General features: G+C 49.8%; 25 protein-coding genes and 1 pseudogene. 3 read left to right on the top strand and 23 right to left on the bottom strand.

Annotated features, from left to right (window positions below; all coding sequences use genetic code 11):
* The first annotated feature begins 870 nt into the window (after positions 1-870).
* From FHS17_RS10610 to FHS17_RS10600, 3 genes are all read left to right on the top strand, one after another.
* Complete coding sequence (locus tag FHS17_RS10610; RefSeq protein WP_167278385.1) at positions 871-1,677, top strand: alpha/beta fold hydrolase; 807 nt, start codon at positions 871-873, stop codon at positions 1,675-1,677.
* 390 nt (positions 1,678-2,067) lie between these two features.
* Positions 2,068-3,288, top strand: coding sequence for an MFS transporter (locus FHS17_RS10605; RefSeq protein WP_167278384.1), 1,221 nt, complete (start codon positions 2,068-2,070; stop codon positions 3,286-3,288).
* Between the two features lie 87 nt (positions 3,289-3,375).
* Complete coding sequence (locus FHS17_RS10600; RefSeq protein WP_167278383.1) at positions 3,376-3,990, top strand: PH domain-containing protein; 615 nt, start codon at positions 3,376-3,378, stop codon at positions 3,988-3,990.
* Between the two features lie 58 nt (positions 3,991-4,048).
* Here FHS17_RS10600 and FHS17_RS10595 read toward each other — a convergent pair whose 3' ends face one another.
* The 23 genes and pseudogenes from FHS17_RS10595 to FHS17_RS10490 form a co-directional block, all read right to left on the bottom strand.
* Positions 4,049-5,098, bottom strand: a complete 1,050-nt coding sequence (locus FHS17_RS10595) for a cation diffusion facilitator family transporter (protein ID WP_167278382.1) — start codon at positions 5,096-5,098, stop codon at positions 4,049-4,051.
* 162 nt (positions 5,099-5,260) lie between these two features.
* Positions 5,261-5,389, bottom strand: coding sequence for a DUF4023 family protein (locus FHS17_RS10590; protein ID WP_167278381.1), 129 nt, complete (start codon positions 5,387-5,389; stop codon positions 5,261-5,263).
* Between the two features lie 71 nt (positions 5,390-5,460).
* Positions 5,461-6,183, bottom strand: a complete 723-nt coding sequence (locus FHS17_RS10585; RefSeq protein WP_167278904.1) for an ATP-binding cassette domain-containing protein — start codon at positions 6,181-6,183, stop codon at positions 5,461-5,463.
* A gap of 11 nt (positions 6,184-6,194) precedes the next feature.
* Positions 6,195-6,851: an amino acid ABC transporter permease gene (locus FHS17_RS10580; protein ID WP_167278380.1), complete on the bottom strand. Its 657-nt coding sequence runs from the start codon at positions 6,849-6,851 to the stop codon at positions 6,195-6,197.
* A gap of 67 nt (positions 6,852-6,918) precedes the next feature.
* The gene (locus tag FHS17_RS10575; protein ID WP_167278379.1) at positions 6,919-7,743 is read right to left on the bottom strand and encodes a basic amino acid ABC transporter substrate-binding protein; all 825 of its coding nucleotides are present in this window, start codon (positions 7,741-7,743) and stop codon (positions 6,919-6,921) included.
* A 163-nt stretch (positions 7,744-7,906) separates the two neighbouring features.
* Positions 7,907-8,815, bottom strand: a complete 909-nt coding sequence (locus tag FHS17_RS10570; RefSeq protein WP_167278903.1) for an NAD(P)/FAD-dependent oxidoreductase — start codon at positions 8,813-8,815, stop codon at positions 7,907-7,909.
* A 302-nt stretch (positions 8,816-9,117) separates the two neighbouring features.
* Complete coding sequence (locus FHS17_RS10565; RefSeq protein ID WP_167278378.1) at positions 9,118-10,464, bottom strand: DUF4179 domain-containing protein; 1,347 nt, start codon at positions 10,462-10,464, stop codon at positions 9,118-9,120.
* Positions 10,457-10,993 (bottom strand): sigma-70 family RNA polymerase sigma factor, encoded by a 537-nt coding sequence (locus FHS17_RS10560; RefSeq protein WP_167278377.1) that lies wholly within the window; start codon positions 10,991-10,993, stop codon positions 10,457-10,459. Before FHS17_RS10560 ends, FHS17_RS10565 begins: the two co-directional genes overlap by 8 nt.
* Before the next feature lie 106 nt (positions 10,994-11,099).
* Entirely contained in the window at positions 11,100-11,429 is a 330-nt protein-coding gene (locus tag FHS17_RS10555; RefSeq protein ID WP_167278376.1) for a hypothetical protein, read from the bottom strand.
* A gap of 135 nt (positions 11,430-11,564) precedes the next feature.
* Positions 11,565-12,068, bottom strand: coding sequence for a DinB family protein (locus FHS17_RS10550; protein ID WP_167278375.1), 504 nt, complete (start codon positions 12,066-12,068; stop codon positions 11,565-11,567).
* Between the two features lie 81 nt (positions 12,069-12,149).
* Positions 12,150-12,665 (bottom strand): DinB family protein, encoded by a 516-nt coding sequence (locus tag FHS17_RS10545; RefSeq protein WP_415639895.1) that lies wholly within the window; start codon positions 12,663-12,665, stop codon positions 12,150-12,152.
* 151 nt (positions 12,666-12,816) lie between these two features.
* Complete coding sequence (locus FHS17_RS10540) at positions 12,817-13,038, bottom strand: helix-turn-helix domain-containing protein (protein ID WP_167278374.1); 222 nt, start codon at positions 13,036-13,038, stop codon at positions 12,817-12,819.
* Between the two features lie 10 nt (positions 13,039-13,048).
* Positions 13,049-13,531 (bottom strand): DUF2975 domain-containing protein, encoded by a 483-nt coding sequence (locus FHS17_RS10535; RefSeq protein ID WP_167278373.1) that lies wholly within the window; start codon positions 13,529-13,531, stop codon positions 13,049-13,051.
* 131 nt (positions 13,532-13,662) lie between these two features.
* Positions 13,663-14,139: a GNAT family N-acetyltransferase gene (locus tag FHS17_RS10530; protein WP_167278372.1), complete on the bottom strand. Its 477-nt coding sequence runs from the start codon at positions 14,137-14,139 to the stop codon at positions 13,663-13,665.
* A gap of 118 nt (positions 14,140-14,257) precedes the next feature.
* The gene (locus tag FHS17_RS30295) at positions 14,258-15,025 is read right to left on the bottom strand and encodes a hypothetical protein (RefSeq protein ID WP_208420322.1); all 768 of its coding nucleotides are present in this window, start codon (positions 15,023-15,025) and stop codon (positions 14,258-14,260) included.
* 220 nt (positions 15,026-15,245) lie between these two features.
* Positions 15,246-16,589, bottom strand: coding sequence for a UDP-glucose 6-dehydrogenase TuaD (tuaD, locus tag FHS17_RS10520; RefSeq protein WP_167278371.1), 1,344 nt, complete (start codon positions 16,587-16,589; stop codon positions 15,246-15,248).
* Between the two features lies 1 nt (position 16,590).
* Positions 16,591-17,487: a UTP--glucose-1-phosphate uridylyltransferase GalU gene (gene galU / locus FHS17_RS10515; protein WP_167278370.1), complete on the bottom strand. Its 897-nt coding sequence runs from the start codon at positions 17,485-17,487 to the stop codon at positions 16,591-16,593.
* Complete coding sequence (locus FHS17_RS10510; RefSeq protein WP_167278369.1) at positions 17,474-18,649, bottom strand: aminotransferase class I/II-fold pyridoxal phosphate-dependent enzyme; 1,176 nt, start codon at positions 18,647-18,649, stop codon at positions 17,474-17,476. The genes galU and FHS17_RS10510 overlap by 14 nt, the downstream gene beginning before the upstream one ends.
* A gap of 884 nt (positions 18,650-19,533) precedes the next feature.
* Positions 19,534-20,235, bottom strand: coding sequence for an acetyltransferase (locus FHS17_RS10505; protein ID WP_243865296.1), 702 nt, complete (start codon positions 20,233-20,235; stop codon positions 19,534-19,536).
* The gene (locus FHS17_RS30530; protein ID WP_243865328.1) at positions 20,232-20,864 is read right to left on the bottom strand and encodes a sugar transferase; all 633 of its coding nucleotides are present in this window, start codon (positions 20,862-20,864) and stop codon (positions 20,232-20,234) included. The genes FHS17_RS10505 and FHS17_RS30530 overlap by 4 nt, the downstream gene beginning before the upstream one ends.
* 57 nt (positions 20,865-20,921) lie before the next feature.
* Positions 20,922-21,980: pseudogene (locus FHS17_RS30525) on the bottom strand (glycosyltransferase family 4 protein); the annotation flags it as partial.
* 47 nt (positions 21,981-22,027) lie between these two features.
* Positions 22,028-23,077, bottom strand: a complete 1,050-nt coding sequence (locus FHS17_RS10495; protein WP_167278368.1) for an NAD-dependent epimerase — start codon at positions 23,075-23,077, stop codon at positions 22,028-22,030.
* Complete coding sequence (locus FHS17_RS10490) at positions 23,074-24,357, bottom strand: glycosyltransferase (RefSeq protein WP_243865295.1); 1,284 nt, start codon at positions 24,355-24,357, stop codon at positions 23,074-23,076. The genes FHS17_RS10495 and FHS17_RS10490 overlap by 4 nt, the downstream gene beginning before the upstream one ends.
* Positions 24,358-25,028: the final 671 nt, after the last annotated feature.

The raw sequence follows: 25,028 nt of genomic DNA, 5'->3' as shown, positions 1-25,028 counted from the left end.
CTACTTGTGTGACTGTACCGCCCCTCTGTTGGATTTCATCCAACAGAATCGGACCTATAGCTTGGTTACTGGGCGAATGGAGCTTATTTCACTGTATTGAATACAACATAGGCGGCTATGTGAAGTCCACAAACGCTGTTACGTTGGACGAAATCCAACGTAACAGCCCTCTGTCGCATGTGCTGCATGTGGGATGCATGCACGTATATGGGGGATGCATGCACAGATTGATACCGTGACTCCTTCTTGCGCCGCATGTTGGATTTCATCCAGTATAATCGCTCCTTCTGTGACTGCACCGCCCCTTTGTTGGATTCTATCCAACAGAATCGGACCTATAGCTTGGTTACTCGGCGAATGGAGCTTATTTCACTGTATTAAATCCTACATAGGCGGCTATGTGACGTCCACAAACGTTGTTCCGTTGGACGAAATCCAACGGAGCAGCCCTCTGTCGCATGTGCTGCATGTGGGATGCATGCACGTATATGGGGGATGCATGCACAGATAGATACCGTGACTCCTTCTTGCGCCGCATGTTGGATTTCATCCAGTATAATCGCTCTTTGTGTGACTCCACCGCCCCTCTGTTGGATTCCATCCAACAGAATCGAACCTATAGCTTGGTTACTCGGCGAATGGAGCCTATTTCACTGTATTAAATCCAACATAGGCGGCTATGTGACGTCCACAACCATTGTTACGTTGTACGAAATCCAACGTAACACCCCTCTGTCGCCTGTGCTGCAAGTGGCGTATGGGAGGATGCAGCTGCGAGATTGAGATAGGTGCTTCTTTCTTCTAACAGGTCGTTCTGTCTCATACCTTTACTACAAGGAATGAATTTGGCGGAAGAAGGAGAATGTCACATTGAACTATTATGTGGATGTCGAACCGGGGGTCAGTCTCTACGTAGAGGATACGGGAGTTGGACAGCCGGTCTTGTTCGTTCATGGTTATCCGCTTGATCACCGTATGTATGAATATCAAGTTAATCAGCTGCCCAAGTATGGCTATCGTTGTATTCAGCTGGACCTGCGCGGCTTCGGCAAGTCGGACTCACCATGGGAGAGCTATAGTCTTGACCGGATGGCGGATGATGTCCGATACATCATAGATACACTGGGATTCAAGGAGATTACGCTTGCTGCTTTCTCGATGGGCGGAGCCGTTGCCGTCCGCTACATGGGACGTCATGCTGGGCATGGTGTAAGCAAGCTGCTCCTATTCGCTGCGGCTGCTCCCTATATTACGAAGCAGCCTGGTTTCCCGCAGGGTATGCTCGTTGAGGGTCTAGATGCGCTGATTGCACTTGCCAATCGCGACCGTCCACAAATGCTGCAGGAGTTCGGCAAGCTGTTCTTCCATAACGAGCCGACAGCTGCCTTCCGACAATGGTTCGATTCGGTGCAGCTCGACCAATCGCCCCGCGCCATTACCGCCTGCGGTCACACTCTGCGGGATGAAAATGTACTCGCAGATCTGAAGCGGATTAAGGTACCGACTTATATCTTCCACGGGGTGTACGACCGCATCTGCCCGTTCGAGCTCGCCATCATCATGAAAGATACTATCCCGAATTCCGTCCTGCTCCGCTTCGATAATAGCGGGCATGCGATCTTCTATGAGGAACTGGATTTATTCAACGCCTGCCTGCTGGAGGCGTTGAAGCATTAGGTACGCTGATAACTAACTAGCTTACTCGAGCCTCCGCTTACCAACGCGGGTGCTTGTTTTATGAGGTCACCTCATTAATTAATGAGGTGAAACTCACTAATTCGCAGCCTCCCACAGCTAATCTTGTGATTAGTTAGCCTAGCCTCACTATATTTACGTTTAGGCTCACTAACAGTGAGCCTACCCTTATTTTTGGCTGCTCAATGGTGTTTTCAAGCTACTTTCACGGCGAAATTCCTCACTATTTAGTGAGGCATACTCACAGTCCGCCACCAGAGTGTGGCAGCAATTTCAAGGACAAAAGTATCGTTTTTCCCGCTCAACATGGAGATTCTGTAAAAATAGGTTTACAATAAAAGAAAACGACGCACTTTTTAGGATGTGACTGAAATGACCCAACCTTACTCGTGGAAACGCAACTTGATCATCTTATGGATTGGCGTTTTCTTCTGCAGCACGGCCTATTCTGTATCGATTCCGTTCATTCCGTTGTTCTTACATAATGATCTGGGTGTCGACAGCCATTTGGAAATGTGGTCCGGATTCGCGTTTGGTATTACGTTCCTGGCCAGTGCGCTTATCGCGCCATACTGGGGATCACTCGCAGACAAATATGGCCGCAAGCCGATGCTCATTCGTTCGGGCTTCGCCTTGGCGGCTCTTTATTTCACTACGTTCTTTATCCATGATCCATATGTGTTCCTCATTCTGCGGGTATTCCAAGGCCTGCTCGCCGGCTACGTGCCAGCTGCAATTGCATTGGTAGCAACTAATACACCGGAGGATAAATCCGGCTATGCACTTGGCATTATGGCAACCTCTGGCGCAACAGGCGGCATTATGGGTCCGCTCATCGGCGGTACGGTCAGCCATTACATTGGTAACCGGGAGTCTTTTATTTTCTCCGGCTGTATCGTGCTTGTGGCAGCACTTATCGCGACCTTCTTCGCTACCGAGCAAAAGTTCAACCGCACCGGCGTACGCTCTTCCGTCATCGATGACTTGAAGCATGCCACGCAAAACAAAGCATTTATGGCGCTGCTTGTCATGTCCGGGCTTGCGATGTTCTCGGTCATGATTCTGGAGCCACTGCTTACCGTTTATGTCCTGCAGCTCGGAGCGAATCCGGATGATGCCTCCTTACAATCAGGGATTGTGTTCTCGGCTGTCGGGATCGCAACGCTTATCGCTGCTCCGCAGTGGGGTAAGATAGGCTCGAAGATCGGCTTTTCAAAAGTACTCTTTATCGGTCTGTTAGGCGGCGGGATCGGCAACTGCCTGCAGTTTTTTGTCGGGCATATTACCGAATTTGGCATTCTGCGCTTTGCGTACGGTCTGTTCTTTGCCGGAGTAACTCCTTCAATTAACGCCATGATCGTGAAGTCGACGGAGACCAGCTTCCGGGGCAGGGCATTCAGCTTGAACCAGTCTTCCACGCAGTTCGCAACGATGCTTGGACCGGTGCTTGGTGGTGTACTCGGCGGGATCATCCCGATCAAATGGGTGTTTATTATTAATGGCCTTATGCTTATCATCGCCGCTATTCTGGTGAAAAGACAGCATATGGAGGATAAAATGGCTTCATCCAAAGCAGCCGCCGAGCAATCTTGATCTAGGTATATCGAAACTAGAATAATCCCCCAGACCGCATATATAATGGTAGAGTGAGCTATTATTTCATTGAAGGGAATGGTAAGATTGTTCGGAAAAGTAGCTGCCGATCTGCTCGGCCTAAGTGATATTGGAGCGGTCATCCGACCGGAGAATTATGACAAAGTAGATTCTGACGATTACGTCATGCACGAAGATGGGGAAAAAATTTATTTTCTAATCAAATCGAAAACAGATGAGTACTGCTTCACGAACTATGCACTCATTCATCTGGATGGAACAAGTGCCGTAAGCAAGAAACGGATGCTGCACCGTTATTCGTACGCAACGAACAAGATCGCCAGTGTAGCGCTGGAAACAGCGGGTACAGTCGACCTTGATGTCGAGATTAAATTTACGATCGGCTCCGTTCCATTCAGCATTGATGTGAATAAGAAGAATATCGAGCAAGTAAAGGACTTATACAAATCCTTGATCAAAATCGCCGAAATTAACCACGAGAACGACATCAGCCTCAGCTTTGCACGTCAAAGCCTGGAGCTTGCCTCCTCTACATTAAGCCATGCGCACAAAGGTGACTACGATGTAGCTGATACGTTCGACAAGCTGAACAAATCGGCATTCGCTTGGCTCGAAGGCGCGCAGAAGCAATATAAAGTGAAGGACTTCGGTCCGATCTTCGAACGATACATTAATCTGTAATCACAAGGCAAAAAAAAAGCCGTCCCTTGAGAAAGGGGCGGCTTTTTTGTATGGAACGCTACACCTGCAGCTCCATATGGCGGATACGCGAGCTCTCGACTTGAATCGTCGAATGCTGAATGCCAAAGCGCTCTTCGATGAGCGCAATAGCTGCTTGCAGCACCTGCTGGCAGTCCGTGCCGTCTGCAACCTGCAAGTGGCAGCTTAACGAATCAAGTCCGGAAGTAATCGTCCAGATATGCAGGTCATGCACATCAACTACGCCTGGTAGCTCACCAAGCGCCGCACGAACCTCCTGCTCATCTATATTCACCGGGGTCCCCTCCATCAGGATATGGACGGTATGCTTCAGCATTCCCCATGCACTTTTCACAATCAGCACAGCAACTACGATCGAAATAATCGGATCAGCGATATTCCAGTCGAACCAATAGATAAGAAGCCCCGCTGCAACCGCCCCGACTGAACCAAGCGCATCGCCCAGCACATGCAGATAAGCGCTTCGTACATTCAGATTGTTATGGACATCCCCTTTGCGCATGAGCGCCCAAGCACTCGCGAGGTTAGCCAGGAGGCCAACTGCCGCAATCAGCATCATCGAACCGCTTGCCACATCAGGCGGGTCAAACATTCTTCCGACTGCTTCCCATATAATAAAAACAGAAATAACAACAAGGGTAACCCCATTAAATAATGCCGCTAAAATTTCAAACCGGTGAAAACCATACGTACGAACCGCCGAAGCCGGACGGGCCGCGAACCATACAGCAACTAAGCTGAGGATTAATGCGCTGACGTCGCTAAGCATATGTCCGGAGTCTGACAGCAGCGCTAGGCTGTTTGTCACCAATCCACCTACAAACTCCAACACCATAATACCTGCAGTAATGATTAATGCAATAAATAATCCGGTTTTGTTGCCAGACATATCAAAATGATGATGATGCCCATGGTGGCCATGATCATGACCGTGATGACCGTGATGCGCGTGACTGTGGCTATGACTATGATTCTGACCGCTGCAGCTGTGCGCCTGCTCCCCTTCGAAATGGGTATGAGCCTCAGAACCGGTATGTTGCTGTTTCCCGTCGCTATGCTCATGACTCATAAGACTGACACCTCACTTTATACATATATGAGCAACTATTCATATGTTTATGATGCCGTAACTCCTATCTTTTGTCAATCCATGGATAAGTCTTAGCTCGTATTCATAAAATCCGCCCGCTCTCGGAATTTGACCGATAGTCGGGCGAATCTTGGCTTATTGCTATGGATTGTTTGTATGCTGCACGTTTTGCAGCTTTTGGGACGGCTTGCCTTTTCCATAATTCTTATTCTTCCGCTGCTTAGCCTGTGTGTCATGGACCTTCGCTACAAATTCGCTTGTCGATTCCATCGCTTCCAATCCCCTCCTTTGCCATTAGTAGGGTATCCGCGAAGATTTCACCTTATGCGTGTGTAGGCCGTTTACAATACCTTGGATAAAAAAGCCCTCGTCCGCTCCTGCTTCGGATCATCAAATAGCATCTGAGGAGTACCTTCTTCGACGATCACTCCCTGCTCCATGAACAACACCCGATGACCAACCTCACGGGCAAAACCCATCTCATGCGTCACGATGACCATCGTCATCCCCTCCGCCGCAAGCTCCTTCATAACAGCAAGCACCTCACCAACCATCTCCGGATCAAGCGCCGACGTTGGCTCATCGAACAGCATAATCTGAGGCTCCATTGCGAGCGCCCTTGCAATCGCAACCCGCTGTGACTGCCCGCCAGATAATGAAGCCGGATAATGGCCAGCCTTCTCAAGAAGACCCACCTTGCCAAGCAGTGACATCGCAAGCTCCTCTGCTTTTATTGGTGTTTGCTTACGAACCTGCACAGGTGCGAGTGTAATATTACGAAGCACATTCAGATGAGGGAATAAATTAAATTGCTGGAACACCATCCCCATTCGAGAACGGATCTCCGTTATTTTGACCCCTGCCTGCATCAAGGAACGATCTTCGATTCTGATGTCACCGTTCTCCGGCTTCTCGAGCCCGTTCAGGCAGCGGAGCAGTGTCGACTTTCCCGAACCTGATGGTCCGATAATAACAACAACCTCACCAGGTGCAACCTGCATCGAAACATCCCGCAGGACGATATTTGTGCCAAATGACTTGTGGAGATTTGTAACCTCGATAATCGGAGCCGTGCTCATCCCGTCACCCCTCTCTTCTCCATCCAGCCCAACAGCTTGCTAAGCGAATAGGTCAGAATCAGATAGATGAAGGCAGCCGTCAAATACGGCTCCCATACACGCAAATATTGACCGCGCATCACATTGCTCCAGTACATCAATTCCGGCGCCGCAATAAGCGCTACTAGCGAGGAATCCTTGATCAGAACGATAAATTCATTGCCAAAAGCCGGAATCATCCGTTTCACTGCCTGAGGGAGTATGATAAACCGCATCGTCTGACCACTCGTCATGCCAAGCGATTGCGCGGCTTCCGTCTGCCCTTTGTCAATGGACTGGATACCCGCCCGATAAATCTCTGCCGTATACGCCGCCGAGTTCAGCGCAAGTGCAGTCACAGCCGCAACGATGGCATCGGTATGTCCGATACAGGCGGGTACAAGCCCAAAATGCACGATCAAGATTTGCACATATAATGGCGTCCCTCGAAAAAAATGAATATAGCCGCTTATCGGCCAGCTGAAATACCATCTGGTGGACATTTTGCCAAAGCTGACAACAAGCCCAAGAATAGAGCCCAGCACAATGGCAAGCGCGGAGATCCCGATCGTCAGCGCAGCGCCTTTGAGCAGAAGAGGAATATAATCGAAGATAATTTCGAATCGAAAATGCATGCGCTCGTCCTCCTAGTATGAGAAAAGGCATGCGCAACTTGTTTCATAACGCACGCCTTTTGCCGCCTTACTTCGCGTTTAGCACATTGTCGATGTTCGGCTCTTCACCGAACCATTCTTTATAAATCTTCGTATAAGTACCGTCCTCAAGCAGCTTCGTGACTGCCGGATCCAGCTTCGCCTTGAGCTCACTGCCAGCGGGCAGCAGAATCCCGTAAAACTCGGAACCAAAGCTCGCCGTATCCAGAATCCCCTTCAGCTTGCGTTCCGGATTGTTCTTCATATATTCACGGACAATCGCGATATCAGCTACTACCGCATCCACCCCGCCGGAATCGAGCTCCAGCATCGCAACCGCATTGCTGTCGAAACGCTTCAGGTTGCTGTTGTCATTCCCCATAATACCAGCCATCAGTGTCTCTGCCGTGGTTGCCCCTTGCACCGCTACCTTCTTATCTTTCAAATCAGCCGCACTTGCGATTGTACTGTCTTCCTTCACCATAATCATATTTGTAGATTCAAAGTAAGGAATGGAGAAGTCATAGGTCTCTTCCCTCTCAGGCGTGATCGATACGCTGGAGATGCCGGCATCATACGTTTTACCGGATTCCACTTCCGTAAGCATCGCGTCCCAGCCCGTGTTCTTCAGCTCATATTCCAGTCCTGCTTCCTCCATGACCGCTTTCAGAAATTCCACGTCAAACCCTGTAATCTTGTCCTTATCCATAAATTCCATTGGTGCGTAAGCCGCATCTGTTGCGAACTTATACACCTTCTCGTTCTTGTTGCTCTCGCTGCTGCTGCCACTGCTGTTGTCACTCTTTGCTCCACATGCTGCCATCGTCATGATGAGAATACCTGCTGCCAGAAGTACGGATAATCGCTTCCCCATCGTCCATTCCACCCTTCTCAACATTGGTCTAGCACAAATTGAGCTGCTCAAGCAATCTATCAATCAGCTAGCAATTTATCAAGAGTTTAGCAGGTTAGGAAGACGGTAAGCAATATAATTTTCACAATATGTAAAATATTCTGACATTTATCCTACGCATGAACTAAAAGTCCAAATGGGTCAGTGCTGTATTCACGCTCATCGCTGCTTTACTGCCGCCAGCCGCGGCAACAATAAGCTGGGCGGGAGAAATCGTCGCCGCATCTCCGGCTGTATACACATGCTCAACCGTTGTTTTACCGTAGTCATCAATCGCAAGCCCTCCGCTTTCATTCACCCGGCAACCTAATTTCTCTGCAAATCGAATGGCGAGATGCCAATTCGACGTTACAAAACCTCCCGTACGCGCCACTTCTGTTCCGTCCACAAATACGATTTTTTGCAGACGGCCGCTCTTCCCTTTGAAGCCAGCTATCCGCTGCTCGTAGAGTCGAATACCTCGGCTATGCAGCTTCGCCCGCTGCTGGTGATCGAAAGAGCCAACTCCATTTGTACATATAATCAGATCCTTACTCCAGTTGTACACCATCGAAGCCATCGAATAACGATGTGATTCATTCTCCGAAATGACAGCAAGAGGCTGATCTCTCAGCTCCCAGCCATCGCAATAAGGGCAGCTGAACAAAGAAGTACCGTAATAATCGGTTACTCCCGTTATGTTAGGAAGCTTTTCCTTCAGTCCAATGGCCAGAATAATCGTCCGCGCCTGAAACACCTCACCTGCGCTCGTCTGCACCAGGAACAAAGAATGGCCCCGCTTCACCATATCAACAACCTTTGTCCGAGCGAGCTGGACAGAGGGATACTTGCTTATATCTGCATGCGCAAGACGACGGAACTCTTCCGGCTTAACGCCATCTCTTGTTATAAAACCATGTGATTCATGCGTGACCGCATTCCTCGGCTTATTATCGTCAAACAGGATGACGGACCGCCTCGCCCTGCCAAGCACAAGCGCCGCATTAAGGCCAGCCGGTCCACCGCCAATAATGGCGCAATCATAGAGTTTCATCATTTATCACTCCTTAAAAGAATTGCAACACGCTTTTTGTTGCGATTCTTACTTCGTAAGCATCATTACTTCTTAAGCATTATCTTAAAGAATTGAAACATGCTTCTGGTTTCAATTCCTACTTCGTAAGCATTAGCTTAATGAATTGCTTGAAACTCACTATTCCTTCAGTATGGCATCTTTATATAGAAACAAAACCGCGTAATGGATGAAGTCTTGCTCTAATCCTGACCACAACTATACGGGTCAGGATTAAAGTCTTGCTTCACTAATTACGCGGTTTGTTTGGTATTTATGCTATTTTATTTTATGCGCAGATTAATGTCCCCATGAATCCGGGCCGGATAATCTTCAATGGTGAATGTCAGCGGGCTTTGGTAATTGTTCTTCTCAATATAGAATTGATATTCATCTCCGGTCGATCCCGTCCAGAGCATATCGAAAGATTGGCTAGAATCATCCTTATACTTCATATTAAATAAGCTGTACATTCGGTCCTGATCGAGAGGGTCCTCATTCTTCAATTCGAAGACGAGCTTATCTTGATCTTCCTTATCGCCAGCTCTGATATCTTTCAAAATGAGCAGGCCATCCGGTCGGGAAATCAGCTTCTTATGCTCCAGATCCACTTTCACCTCCAGCTTATCTTTATCCAGCGCCCGAATGCTGCTTGCCCGTAGATAGAGATGTTTAGGCTGACGGAAGTAATTGCTTTGGAAGTAAAGCACCTGGCTATTCTCACTAATCGTAGAACCAGATACACCATTTGTAATGGTGCCGAATTCTTCTCCCTCCTCATCTTCCAGCCGGAGATCGTCAAAGTAAAAGAGTTTCTTCGTATTGGCTGGATCGTATGCTACTTCAATTCCGATTCTTGTTGGATAAACAGTCATTTTCCCAAAGGTAATCTCCTGACCCTCAACCGTAACGGTCTGATTGATGTCATAGATCTCCTTTAACCCTTCGAATCTGGCTTTATCTACAGGAATAGCAAATTTCCACTTTGTGTTCTTACTAGCTGTTTCCGTCTCCAAATTAAACTCAAGTTTCAGGTTCAAGGTATCCGGGATATTTCCCTCTTCATTAGGATAAAAATCTATTGTTCCTTGTATATTCTCCCAATCCTCGTTGTTTGCTGAGAAACCGTATGAACTCGACATATTCTTACTATTCGTTAAACTCGCTTCATGAAGATTAACAATGCTCCTCTGTCCGTCCACGTTCTTTAACGTATAGAACACAATAATTCTCGAGTCGTCGGCAATTAGACCGTCTATGGTCACCTTCATTCCATCATGTTCTTCGAACAAACCAACAGGCTGCATATAGTCGTTATCCAGTGCAAGCTCAAGCCCCTTATCATAATGAATCAGCTCAACGAGCGACCGGAGACCAGGTATTTTCTCACCTACATAGGCTGCGACTTCAGGAGAGAACCGGACGGAAGCTACCGAAATAAGAATTAATAAACATGCCGTGTAAGAAACCATTCTGGTCATCACTCTGCGCCTTTTACGCTGCCTGCCGGCCTTTATGCCGTTCCATATTTTTTCATCAATTACGCTTGGGATTGGAATGTCCTCCGTATATCCCTTCATCGCCTCAAGCCGCTGCAATTCCTGCCCCTGCTGATCCGGAAACTCACTCATTTGGTTCACCCTCCTTTGCTAGTCGCTGCCTGAGCCCGCCAAGTGCTTTATGCAGCCAAGTTTTAATTGTTCCTTCCGGCTTCTCCAAAGTTCTCGCAATCTCAGTTATAGTCAGATCATGATAATACTTAAGCTGTATGACGGTTCGAAAATTCGGATCCAGCTGCTCGACCGCTGATTCGAGCATGACCCTCTCTAATAAGGCCGCTTCACCACTTGCCTGTGAATCCAGAGCTGCAGCCACCGCTTGCTGGCCATCATTTCTTCGAGCCTTCCGCTTAACTTCGTCTGAGCAATAATTCATCAGAATACGGATCAGCCAGCTCCCGAAATACTCCGGCTCCTTCAGCTTGTGAATCTGCATATAAGCCCGGCAGGTCACTTCCTGCACGGCTTCGAGAGCATCGGTCTCGTTTTTCAAATACGAATACGCCATCCGGTACATTTTTTCTTTGTGCTGCGTAATGAGACTATAGAAGGCAGCATCGTCGCCTCTTTTCGCCGCGGCCACCAGTAATTCGTTTCCCACACGCTTCCTCCCCTGCCATATTGCATCTATATCATTAGACTCTGCAGACAACCAAACAGTTTTTCTGAAAACAAAAAAAGCAGACGGATCCCGCCTGCTCCTAAGGTTAGTTCAACAGCTTCTGAATCGCTGCATAGCTCTGATCGTTTAATACTTCCTCATAGCTGCCAAAGTTAAAGTCGAGAAAATCACCATTTTCGAGCTCGTATTTAATGATGTATCTTCCAGAACCAATATCCTTGCTTTGACCTAACGTATTTATAACCTCTTTGTATGTCATATCCTTTGTTATTTGACCTAATTGAGCTGCAGTTACTTTTCTAAACTCATGTGATTCAGCTCTCTGATCATCTACGGCTGGATTTGAGTTCTGTTGACTTGTACATCCCGATAAGAAGATAACCAATACGACCACTATCATATAGATTTTGTTCATCGCTTTCCTCCGATTTGCTAATCTAGCCATCAAATTCATGACGAATATATAGACGGGATAAAATGGAAATCGTTGCGTTGCAACAAAAAAATCCCGCTTCAGCCAAACGGCCAAAGCGGGATCTCATTCTTTACTCTAAATAACCGGAGCCGGCATACCAAACTCTGCCCACTGCTCTTTCGTTGGACCGTAAAGGTCCGGGGTACGAAGGCCGGCCTGACGCATCAGGACTGTCATTTGACCACGATGATGAATCTCATGCTTGACGAGGATATCCAGCGTTAAACCGTTTGGCCATTGTTCGCCGTACATCTCGCTTAAGTGTTGCAGATTCTCATCCTTCCAACTGGACTGTACAGCATCAAGGAGTCCTTGCGAGGTCCGCTTATAGGCTGCCGCAATGTCTGCTGCAGAAGTTGGCACCGGCTCATCTTCCCTTGGTCCTTCGAAAGACAATCCCGTGCGCGTTGGCATTTCGTGCACCGTCTGTACTAGGTGCCATGCAAGACGTCCAAGCGTACGATTCTCGCTTGTGATCTGTTGGCTCAGAGACTCGTCTGTGAGCATCTCCAGCGTCCGCAATGTTGCTGCCGTTTCATGCTGCCAAGTTGCCACAAAATCCTCAATATGCTTAAACATAAAATAACATCTCCCTTTATGTAGAGTAATGAAACATAGAACTCATTATAACATGGTTTGCTTGAAATATTTGTAAGTTAGCTATTCAGCATGGTACATAAAAAGCCCGTATTCCGTCATCACAGAGGAGTGTCCCATTTGGTGAAGCATAGCCGATATATTGCCACGGTGGTACGTACCATGATTAACAACCTGTATAACAAATTCTGAATATCTGGTGTTCAATATTCCAGCGTAAGGATTATCCAGGACAACCTCTTTCTCAAGATCTTCATGCTGGCTAATATAGGCTCTGAATTTAACGGACAATTCATCATACATAGCCTCCAGTTCTTCAAGGCTTTTTGCTTCTGCATCCGCCTCGATTGCAACCGATGCTTCCATAGCCTCCCTCATACTTTTACCCATTAAGATATCAAGCCAACCACAATCAACCTTGTATATATGCACCATAACCTTTGCCACTGATGGAAACACACTTTGAATTTCCTGTTTGTATAGGTGACGCGGAAGCTCCTTTAAGTGATTAAAGATTCGTTTATTCCCCCATACGTGAAAGTCGTAAAATCTCAGGCAATGCGTGTTCATATCCGTCATTTGTATTACCTCCGGTTTCTGTAGTTAACTTATACATTCATCTTACAATGGTCACCCTGACAACTGTATGTCAGGGACGAAATATGAAGTCAAAAAAAAGCCGCCGATCATGTCGGCAGCCTTTATCGTAATTTCTATAGTTTTACCAGTATTACCCTTGTGAATCTTCCTCACTTCTGTATTCCAAAATATCGCCAGGCTGACAATCTAAAGCCTTGCAAATCGCTTCTAAAGTGGACAATCGGATCGCTTTGGCCTTTGCATTTTTTAGAATGGAGAGATTAGCCATCGTGATTCCGACCCTGTCCGAAAGCTCTGTAACACTGATTTTCCTTTTAGCCAGCATGACATCAATATTAATTATTATGGCCAAGTTAATCACCTCAGATCGTTAAGTCGTTTTCTGATTTTATATCAATAGCCTCTTTCAAGAGCTTCTGGAGAACGGCAGCAAACACGGCGATCACCATGGAGGCAAAAATTATGACCATTCCTACTAATATGACACCTGGGGCATCGTCTCTCTCAGCAAAAAGATAGAAGAGCGGCAAGCCTAGCACATATATGCCACTGATTATTATCGCACAGTATTTTATATTCTTTAAGACTTGCACAGATAATTCAGAGAAAGCTTGATCCTTATCAATATAGCCGAGCAGTTTAAATGCTTGGTACAAAGCAATATAAAAAGGTATCGCCGCGGCATACAAATCGATAAACACAAGATATTTGAGATAAGTATCATCTGGGTATAATTCGGCTGTATAATTGGCAATCTCCGGTACCGCAAATATGCACAAAGCCAGAATGGGGATTCCAATGAGAATAACAGCGACCTTTAAAAAGAGTGTTGTCCCTCGTTTCACAACATGCACCTCACTTCATTATTTTCAAATTGAACTTACCACAAAATTTATCGTATTACAATATATTTAGATTGTTTTGAAATATACCCATGCAAAAAAAGCCGCCAATCCCTCGGCAGCCTTTTGGAAAGCTATTTAATCAGATTAATAATATACCAGGCATCACAGGCAAAATGCTCTGAGCCGGCGAGTGGAGCAGCAAGTGCTTCGAAGCCGTGTTTGGCGTAGAAGCGGTTAGCAGCATGCATATTTTGCAGTGTTTCTAGATAGCACTGTTTATAATGCAGCCTCGCAAATGTTAATGCCGTGTCCAAAAGCTTTGCAGCAATTCCTGTTCCGCGGGTATCGCGGGAGAGGTACATTTTCTGCAGCTCACATACTTCATTAGACCCGTTAAATTCCGCAATCCCGCAGCCGCCAACGACCTTCCCCTCCTGCTCAATAACCCAGTAAGCACGGCCCTCTTGATTATAGTAATCGGATAGGTGACTTAGACTCTCGTCTGCCCACGCCAGCCCTTCCCGGTTGCCTCCAAATTCAATCAAGCATTCTCTGATGATTTGTTCAATCGCGGCGTTATCCTTCGCCTGCAGTTCTCTGATGATCATTACGATAACCTCCATTTCCGTACCTATTATAGCCCTCTTCCTGTTAATCGAAAAAGAGCATAGAAAAAACCGCGCAATAGGTCGCCCCATTACGCGGTTCTTTTAAGTACGGTAAATGTTATTTACCTACGATTGCATTAAGCTGTGCACGTCCGGAGATGATTTCTTCCGAGTACCGTTTTTGCATCGGTTCAAGGATAGAAGGGTCACCTTTAAGAGCAGTGATTTGCGCACTAGCATTGTTCATGATCGTTTTGTATTGACCTGTGCAGCTGTTGAACGCCGCTGTACCTGTCTTATACAATTCGGTCTTCTCATGCGTAGACGTCAAAGTCGTGAACTCTACAGCGATGTCCGTCAAGCCTGCTTGACACTGGTTGCGCAGCTGGAACAGCTGTGCTGAAGTATCATTGTAGACTTTTTGGATTTTCTTCTCTTTGTTGCCACCGTTGCCGTTGTTACCGCCATTGCCGTTGTTACCGCCATTGCCGTTGTTACCGCCGTTACCGTTGTTGCCACCGTTACCATGGTTGCCATTGTTGCCGCTGTTGCCATTGTTGCCGCTGTTGCCATTGTTGCCGTTGTTACCATGGTTGCCGCTGTTGCCATTGTTGCCGTTGTTACCATGGTTGCCGCTGTTACCGCTGTTGCCATTCTGAATGTTGCTTATTGCCTTTTGCACCTCTTGTGCAAGGTTCTGAAGCACCTTCTGAATGAGCGTATTAGCAAACGGTTCGAAAGACGACTGCGAGAAAAATGACGAAACTTTCGCCGTCTCAGTTGGCACTTTCGATGCCGCTGCTGCGGAAGACGCATTAACGATGAGCGTCGGCACGAGCAAAGCCGTAACAGCCAGCGTAGTTAGCGCTCTGAATTTCTTCTTCATGTTTTTCCTCCTTGAAAAGAATTTCCACCTAAATGGACGTAATCTGACATTCGTGGTCCTTCTTACTTTGGAAGCATAGCCTCCTGCATTTCCTGCATTTTCGTTTATAAGGTAAACCTGGATTCCATCCGCCCGGCCGAAGCGGACTGTCATTCAAGCGCTCACCCCCTTTCGAGATCAGGATCAGCAGATAGCGCCCTTTAACTTACTTTGGGCTATGTTATAAATTCACAGATTTGCGCTCTGCTTCAAGGCGGTTCACCGGACGGCGACCTACCGAGTAGTACACAAATCCGTGCTGCTCCATTACCTTCGGATCAAAGCTGTTACGCCCATCGATAACGATTGGCTGCTTCATCCGCTCGCGGACCTTCGCAAGATCCATAGACAGAACTTCATTCCACTCTGTCAAAATCACACAAGCATCACAGCCTGCCGCAGCTAGTTCAGCTGATTCCATATACGCCACATCTGCAGGCAGCAGCTTGCGTGCAACTTCTGTCGCAATGGGATCAAATGTCCGAACGATCGCCCCCTGTTTCAGAAGCTCCGGAATAATCGTTAGAGACGGCGCTTCGCGCATGTCGTCTGTGTTAGGCTTAAACGCCAGCCCCAGCACCGCGATCTGTTTGCCAGCTAGTCCGCCAAGTGTCTCACGAAGCTTGTCCATCACGACAAAACGCTGGCGCTGGTTCGTCTTAATAACAGACTTGAGCAGCTCAAAATCATAACCCGACTTATCCGCAATATGCGCCAACGCATACGTATCTTTCGGGAAGCAGGAGCCGCCGTAACCGATACCCGCCTGCAGGAATTTCTCGCCGATCCGGCTGTCCATACCCATCCCTTTGGCTACGTCTTCGACGTCGGCGCCAACTTTTTCACAAATATTCGCAATGGCGTTAATGAAAGAAATCTTCGTTGCGAGGAACGTGTTCGCCGCGTACTTGATCATTTCCGCGCTTTCCAGATCGGTCTTGAAAATCCGCGTGTTAAATGGTGCATGAAGCTGTGCGATTTGCTCCGCCGCCTCTGCATTATCCGAGCCGATGATGGCACGGTCCATGTTCATGCAGTCCGATAGCGCTGTCCCTTCACGGAGAAACTCCGGATTGGACACCACATCAAAGCTTGTCCAAGGGTATTTCTTATTCGCCTGGACAACCTCGCGTACCAGCTCACCAGTACCGACGGGCACGGTGCTTTTGTTCACGATGATTTTGTGACCGTTCAGATGTTCGCCGATTTTCTTCGCCGCTGACATGACATAACGCATGTCCGCTTCGCCAGTCTCCGACATTGGTGTACCAACTGCAATGTAGACGATATCCGAAGCTTCAATGGCTTCACCAACTTCAGTCGTAAACAGCAAGCGGCCTTCCGCCTTGTTACGAAGCGACATCTCTTCGAGACCCGGCTCATAGATCGGAATGACACCATCGTTCAGCAGATCGATTTTACGCTGATCAACGTCACAGCAGATAACCCGGTTACCCACTTCTGCAAAACAAGTCCCCGAGACGAGACCCACATATCCGGTACCGATAACTGTTATTTTCCGCATATTAGTTCGCCGCCTTTGTAATAAAATGTTTCTCGTACACCTGCTGCAGGTAGCCCAGCACATCCTTCTGCAGATCATCGCGTTGCAGCGCGAAGTCTAGTTGTGCCTTGATAAAGCCAAACTTGTCGCCTACGTCATAACGAACGCCTTCAAAGTTATAAGCAAGCACGTTGCGCTGATCATTCAGCTTTTTGATCGCATCAGTCAGTTGAATTTCGTCACCTGCGCCTGGAGATTGATGCTCGAGAATATCGAAGATCTCCGGCGTTAGGATGTAACGGCCCATGATCGCATAGTTGGAAGGAGCGGCCTTCTTCGAAGGCTTCTCAACCAGACCATCAAGGAAAAAGACAGACGGCTCGATCGACGATCCGCGAGGAGCGATGATGCCGTATTTGGATACATCCTCATCAGCTACGCGCTGCACGCCAACAACCGAGGACTGATAACGGTCATGAACACGAATCAGCTGGCTGAGACAAGGCTCCTCGGACTGGACAATATCATCGCCAAGCAGAACGGCAAACGGCTCGTTGCCAACAAAGCTGCGTGCGCACCAGATTGCGTGGCCGAGACCTTTTGGTTCTTTTTGACGGATGTAGTGAATGTTCGCCATCTCGGAGATACCACGGATTTGCTCAAGTTCTTTTGTCTTGCCTTTCTTCGCCAGCATATCTTCGAGCTCGAACGTTTTGTCAAAATGGTCTTCAATCGCCCGCTTGCCGCGGCCGCTGATGATCAGAATGTCTTCGATGCCAGAAGCAATCGCTTCTTCGATAATGTATTGGATCGTCGGCTTGTCCACGATCGGCAGCATTTCCTTCGGTTGAGCTTTCGTTGCAGGCAAGAAACGGGTACCAAGACCCGCAGCTGGAATTATCGCTTTACGCACTTTCATGTGACAACATCCTCCTCGAATTAGCTTGAATAGTTTGCTTGATACAGATAATAACGCGATCTTGCTCTTCCAAAGTGAGACTGGAGCCGGACGGCAGGCAGATGCCTTGCTCGAACAGCGTGTCCGACACGCTGCTGCCCTGCTCATGCGGATAATAAGGGTAATATTGCAGAAGCGGCTGGCGGTGCATCGGCTTCCACACCGGGCGCGCTTCGATATTTTCATCGGTAAGCCGTTCCAGAAGATCGGCTGGTGTGCAGCCTGCAATGATTGGATCAATCGTCATTGTAGTCAGCCAGCGTGTTGCCCGGCCGTATTCGGCTTCAGGCATCATCGTTACGCCTTCGAGTTCAGCGAATGCTTCTTTGTAACGATCGAATACGGCACGACGTGCATTCACCCGATCATCGAGCACCTGCAGCTGTCCGCGGCCAATGCCTGCAAGTACATTACTCAACCGATAGTTATAGCCGAGCTCCGCATGCTCATAATGAGGTGCCGGTTCGCGAGATTGCGTTGCCCAGAAGCGTGCTTTGGCAAGCGCTGCTGTATCATCAGAGACGAGCATTCCGCCGCCTGATGTCGTGATGATTTTATTGCCATTAAAGGAGTAGATCCCGAACTTGCCGTGGGTTCCGCTGGATTTCTGCTTGTAGGTTGTACCAAGGGATTCCGCTGCGTCTTCAATGACCGGAACACGGTATTTGACGCAAATTTCGTTAATCGCATCCATGTCGGCGTTCTGCCCATACAGATGAACGACAATGACAGCTCTAGGCAATTGCTTGTTGCGATGTGCTTCTTCGAACGCCCGCTCCAATGCTTGCGGCGACATTGTCCAGGTTTGTGGATCACAATCGATAAATACGGGGATACCTCCCTCGTACAGTACCGGGTTAACGCTTGCTATAAAAGTAAGCGAGGAGACGAAGACGCGGTCGCCGCGTCCAACGCCAAGCAGCTTAAGCGCCATATGAATTGCGGCGGTGCCAGAGGACAGCGCTACTGCCCCTTTCGCCCCAACCCGCTCGGCAAGCTCGCGCTCGAATTCGTCGACATTTGGTCCAAGCGGCGCGATCCAGTTCGTGCGGAAGGCATCCTCCACATACTCGCGCTCCCGCGTTCCCAAATGCGGCGGGGATAAATAGATTCGACTGTTCACGTCGTGATCACTCCTCGAATTGTTGTTGCTTATGTGCCGCTGCGCGCAGCGGCGTTAGAGTGCTTATGCTGTAAGGCGGATGTCGGCCTTACAGGTTCTGATTATCGCGGCGGGGCCGGTTGTAATGCCGGTTTCGGTCTTACAAGTTCCGTTTGCGCTAATCGTGAGCCCGGTTTGGTTGCTGTAAGGCGGTTTCCAGCCTTACAGCTTCAGATTGACACGGCGATGCGGGCTGTAAGACCGGTTTCGGCCTTACGAGTTCCGTTTGCGCTAATCGTGAGCCCGGTTTGGTTGCTGTAAGGCGGTTTCCAGCCTTACAGCTTCAGAGTGACACGGTGATGCGGGCTGTAGGGCCGGTTGGTTTCGGCCTTACACGTTTCCTATTCATGCGCCGCACACTTGGTTGAGTCGCTGACAGGTAGTTTTCAACCTCTCAACTCCCCACTTCTCTCACCACGCGGCTGGTTTAGGTGCTGTTAGCACATTTTTGGCGCTTGCAGCGACTGTTCCCCCTGTGGCGGGCAGCTGTTAGACTACTTTGGAGCTTACAGCTGCCTTTTCACCGATGTGGAGCACAGTTTGTCGTGCTGTTAGCACCTTTTGGAGCTTACAGCGGTTTTTGAGCTCGCTGCGGGCAGCTGTTAGACTACTTTGGAGCTTACGACTGCCTTTTCACCGCTGCGGAGCACAGTTTGTCGTGCTGTTAGCACCTTTTGGCGCTTACAGCGGTTTTTGAGCTCGCTGCGGGCAGTTGTTAGACTCCTTTGGTGCTTACAGCTGCCTTTTCACCAATGTGGAGCACAGTTTGTCGTGCTGTTAGCACCTTTTGGAGCTTGCAGCGACTGTTCGGCCCACGGTGGGCAGCTGTTAGATTCTTTTGGCGCTTACAGCGCCTGCTCGATGCTGCGGCGCGGCGTTACGACTCGTGCCGGGACACCCATGGCGGTCTTGCCACCGGGGATATCCCGGACGGCGACGCCGCCGGCGCCTAGCACGGACCAGCTGCCAACACGGATACGCGGAATGAGCACCGCGCCGCTGCCGATATGCGCGCCTTCCTCAGCGGCGGCGGCACCAGCCATGGTCGCGTTCGGCGATACATGCGCGAACGGACCAACCAGCGCGTCGTGCTCAACGACAGCGCCGGAGTTAATAATGGCGTGAGCGCCAACAGCGGCGCCAGGCCCTATAACAGCGCCGGGCATTACGACGGCGCCAAGCCCGATGCGAGCATCCTCCGCGACAACAGCCGCAGGATGCACAAGTACCGCGTAAGAGGACTCGGGCAAAGCGAGCTTTTCCACGATAGCTCTCCGAGTCCGGTTATCACCGATGCCGATCACAACATGCATGCCCGGCTCATCTGCTAGAAAATGCTTCAGCGTTGAGATCGGACCATAAGGCAGTCCGCCTCGCAGCTCCACTCCTGAGAAGCGGTCATCCAGTACGGCCGCCAGCCGGTAGGTCTGTGAGACGCGGGCAATATCCATCAGCACTCGCCCATGTCCGCCCATGCCCACAACGATAAGTGGACGCCTCGCAGGCTCCTCCATTACCCGGTATTGCTCCGTATGACCGCTAATCATGATGCATTCCCCATTTCCCTTGATCCTGTAAATTTTTGAACGGTGGCCTGACCCGCGCTTGAGATTCCATCACGCTTCAGCACCTTCCCCACAGTGCGTACCAATATGCGAAAATCAAACCATATACTTTGCCGCTCGACATACGTCAGATCAAGCTTGAACTTGTCCTCCCAAGAGACGGTGTTACGTCCGTTCACCTGCGCCCAGCCGGTAATACCCGGCCGAACATCGTGGCGGTGTGCCTGCTCTTCCGTATAAAGCGGAAGATATTCCATCAACAAAGGGCGCGGCCCTACCAAGCTCATATCGCCGCGAATCACATTAAACAGCTGCGGCAGCTCATCCAGGCTCAGCTTGCGAAGCAGCTTGCCGAAGGACGTCAGCCTTGCTTCATCCGGCAGCGGTTGCCCCGACCGATCGTAAGCATCCCGCATCGTGCGGAATTTCATTACATAGAACGGGTTGCCATACCGCCCAGGCCGCTGCTGCCTGAATAGTACAGGCGAGCCAAGTTTTATCTTAACGAGCAGGGCGACAACCGCAATAACCGGCGACAGCAATAGCGCTGCCGGTACACTTGCTACCAGGTCAAACAGCCTTTTGCCAAATGCGTTCAGCTTAAAAGACATCTTGCGCGCACGCTCTTGCCGCCGCTCCGTGCTGCGGTAGAGCTGCATCAGCCGCTCAACTACCCGCGTCTCAGTGAATGCCGCTTCCACTCGGCGGCGTCCAGCTTCACCCATTTTGAGGCGAAGTTCCGGGGAGTTCATTATCGTCCCAAGTGCTTCACCAAGCTGCATCCGATCACGATAAGGAACAAGCAGCCCCGTCTCGCCATGCGCCACAAGCTCCCTTGTGCCAAGCACATCTGTGGCAACAATCGGTTTGCCAAGCGCCATCGCTTCCATCAGGGAGCGAGGAATGCCTTCTTTTTCAGAGGTCAGTGTAACCGCATCGGCCATCACAACCCACGGAATAATAGAAGACTGCTGCCCAACAAAGATCACATCATCAGACAGCCCGCTTTCCTCCACATACCGCTTCATGGCTGGCTCCAGCGGACCTTGTCCCGCCAGCACGGTCACCCAGTTCAGCGCATTCGCACACTTCAATTCAATCAGAGCATCCAGCAGAAGAAAATGATCCTTCACCGGCTCAAAACGAGCCGCCATAAACAGTATCTTTTCCTCCCGATCGATGCCGTTTCTCATCTTTAATTCTGCGACCTGCTCTGCCGTAACCGCATTCGAAAGCTTATCGAGCCGTTCGAGGTCAACACCGTTACCCTCTACGAACACCGGCCGCCAAGGCGCCAGCTTCCGCAGCACGCCCGCGTCCTCCTCGTTCTGCGAAGCGAGTGCATGGCTGCAGAACGCGCCAAACTTCTCGAGCATTTTATATACAAAATACGTTTTCTTCGGCTGCCCTTCATAGAAAGGCAATCCGTGACTCGTATGAATAACAACCGGAACACCGGCAAGCTTCGCTGCAATACGTCCGATCAGCCCCGCTTTCGCTGTATGGGTATGTACAATGTCGTACCGCTCACGGCGGAACAGCTTGTACATCGCGATAATCGAACGCAGGTCTGCAGCAGGCTGAATAGTACGCGCCATCGGAAGGAGCTTCCACTCGAATGGATAGGCTTTTTCTTTCATCAGCCCTTCATCCACCCCTTCAGGGGAAGTGATGAACGTCACCTCAACCCCTTCCTGCTGCTGAAGCAGCCGAAGCTTGTCGCCCATAATTTTGTGGCTGATGCCGGACGTGCATATATGGGCTATCTTTTGCGTCATCTTCCCGCCGCCTTTACCGCCGTTTCCAGGCTTGTCGCTTCGCTGCCATAGTACGACTTGTACCAATCAGCAAAACGCCCGATTCCTTCCTCAATCGTCGTCTCCGGACGGAAGTCCACGTCTGCCATCAGACCGTCAATATCCGCATAAGTCGCCATTACATCACCTGGCTGCATCGGCTTAAACTCCATAACCGCCTTATGCCCCAGCTTGTCCTCAATCGTATTGATGAACTTCATCAGCTCAACTGGCTGGTTGTTGCCAATGTTGTATACCTTGTAAGGCGCATAGCTGGTTGCCGGATCTGGCTGCACACGGTCCCATTCGGGATTCGGCTGCGGCGCGTGGTCCAGCAAACGGTAAATGCCTTCCACAATGTCATCGATGTACGTAAAATCACGCTGCATCTTGCCGTCGTTAAACACTTGAATCGGCTGGCCAGCCATAATCTTCTGTGTGAAGCTGAAGTACGCCATATCCGGGCGGCCCCATGGACCGTATACAGTGAAGAACCGAAGGCCCGTCGTCGGCAGGTTATAGAGATGGCTGTAGGCATGAGCCATAAGCTCATTAGATTTTTTTGTAGCTGCATAAAGGCTGACAGGATGATCGACATTGTCGTTCACCGAGAACGGCATGCTCACATTTGCACCGTAGACAGAGCTTGAGGAAGCGTAGATCAGATGCTTGATGCTCGCTTGACGTGATGCTTCCAGCACATGGCCAAAGCCTTGCAGGTTCGTCTCCAAATAAGCAAAAGGATTCGTAATGCTGTACCGTACTCCCGCTTGTGCAGCCAAGTGAACGATCGTTGTTACTCCCTCTGCACGGATGAGGTTAAGCAGCCCTTCGTAATCAGCCAGATCCTGCTCGGCACCTACAAAAGATGGCGATTCGAGCAGTTGGGCAAAACGATCCCGTTTCAACTGCACATCATAGTAGTCGTTGAAATTATCTAATCCGACGACACGCTTACCTTCCTTCAGCAATCTCGCGCTCAAATGGAAGCCGATAAAACCAGCCGCTCCCGTTACCAAAATCGTCATAACGCCTCCACCCTTTCTCTGCTGTCGCTTTGTTCAGCACGCTCTACACGTTCAACGCGGACTTGCTCCGCTGGAATGGTTTCATTGATCGAACCTTGCTTTACCGCATCGCCAAAAGACTGCCAAAACGCCTGCCGCTTCGCATCCAGAAGCTGCTTCGTGAACTGCCGTGACCGGCCAAAGTTCCGTTCCGCTTGTTCTATCAGCCATCTGCGGTCAAATGTTGCCCGCTTGATCTGCTCTGAAAGGATGCCGACCTGGCCCGGACGATGCAGGCAGCTCTCATGAATCAGCTCAGGAATACCGCCGGCTGTTGATCCAAGTACTGGGCATCCTCTGCTCATCGCTTCAATCGTTGCCCGCGGCAGCCCTTCCTGATAGCTCGGCTGTACATACAAGTCGATGCCATCGAGCCATTCGAATACAGCTCCACCACTTGGAAGTACACCCTCGAACGATACAAGGCTGCCGATGCCAAGCTTGTCCGCCATCGCTTGCCAGCGAGCCGGGTCTCCGTCGCCAAGGACGCGGAAGCGTGTTGCCGGCAGCTGCGATTTCGCTTTGGCAATTGCGCGAAGAGCAATGTCAATTCCTTTTGTACGGCCGTTCAGCGAGCCGATCAGACCAATCGTAAGTGGTGCATCCGGACTCATCGCCTGAAGACGCTCCAGTCTCCGTGTCAGCACTTCATCACCTGGCTCAGGAATTTCCACGTTCGAGCAGGATTCCGTTTGTCCACCGTTGTTTGGGTAACGCTGCTGCAGGAACTTCTCCGTTACATAGAGCGCGTAAGGTGCGTCTTTAACGATTGCCCGTGTCTGATTCAGCGAGAACGGTGCATACAATTTGCCCTGCAGGTTGCCATAATTCCACAAGCCGTCCCAAGCGCAAGCAACAACCTCAACGGCGTAAGGCTTGCCCATTAGACGTGCAACTCTAATCGCCTCAGCACCAATCTCACTTGGTACACGTGCAATAACGGCGTCGACCTTGCCGATTGCTTCCTTCAGCAATTGCTCGATGTAGCCCCGCTTCGTCATTTTATTGACTGGATTGCTGAGTGACGGGAGTACAAGGAAGTCAACGTTTGGTCCGCTTGATAACGTTTTGCCCGCCATATCGGCATCTGTTGATGCCTTTTTACCCCGACAGGCGACCGTAATCTGGTCGAATACGCCAAGATACCGTTCCCACACTGCATAAGGCAGCTTGCCGCCAGAGAAAAATTTCCCCGATTCGTTAAAATAAAACGTATGGTCATGTGCCCAAAGCACGTTCATTGCTGTTCCCTCCTTCTAGTGACCTGCGCGGGGCGATTAGCGCCCTCGCAGGGTCTTATTTGCCTGCCCGGCGGCGGGATTGCCGCCTCGGGCTGGCCTTGGGGCCGCGATAAGACCCTGGTGGGGTCTTATTAGCCCTGTTCTTGTCCTGCGCGGGGCGAATAACGCCCTCGCAGGGTCTTATTTGCCTGCCCGGCGGCGGATTTACCGCCTCGGGCTGGCCTTGGGGCTGCGATAAGACCCTGGTGGGGTCTTATCGCTCTGTTCTTGACTTGCGCGGGGCGAATAGCGCCCTCGCAGGGTCTTATTTGCCAGCCCGGCGGCGGATTCGCCGCCTCGGGCTGGCTTTTGTACTCCGTTAAGGTCCCTCAAGGACCTTAACTATCCGAAACAGCTTCTCATTCTGGAGCTTAAGGCCCCTAAGGGACCTTAAATCTCCTCAAACAGCTGCTTTTCTACGACTTTTGCGCTTTTCTCTATGCGTTAAGGTCCTTCAGGGACCTTAACTACCCAAAACTACTAATCGATTTGGAGTTTAAGGTCCCTTAGGAACCTTAAACTCCGCCCACAGTTGAAGTGTTAGCGCACCACCTAGGCGTTGGCGCGAACTTTGGCTTCACTAGCTACCTCTATCGTTGGTACATCATTGAGTCTCTAACTAGCTACCTCTA

Source organism: Paenibacillus lupini, assembly GCF_011761355.1.
Lineage (GTDB): Bacteria > Bacillota > Bacilli > Paenibacillales > Paenibacillaceae > Pristimantibacillus > Pristimantibacillus lupini.
This window is presented reverse-complemented; position numbering and strand designations above follow the sequence as displayed.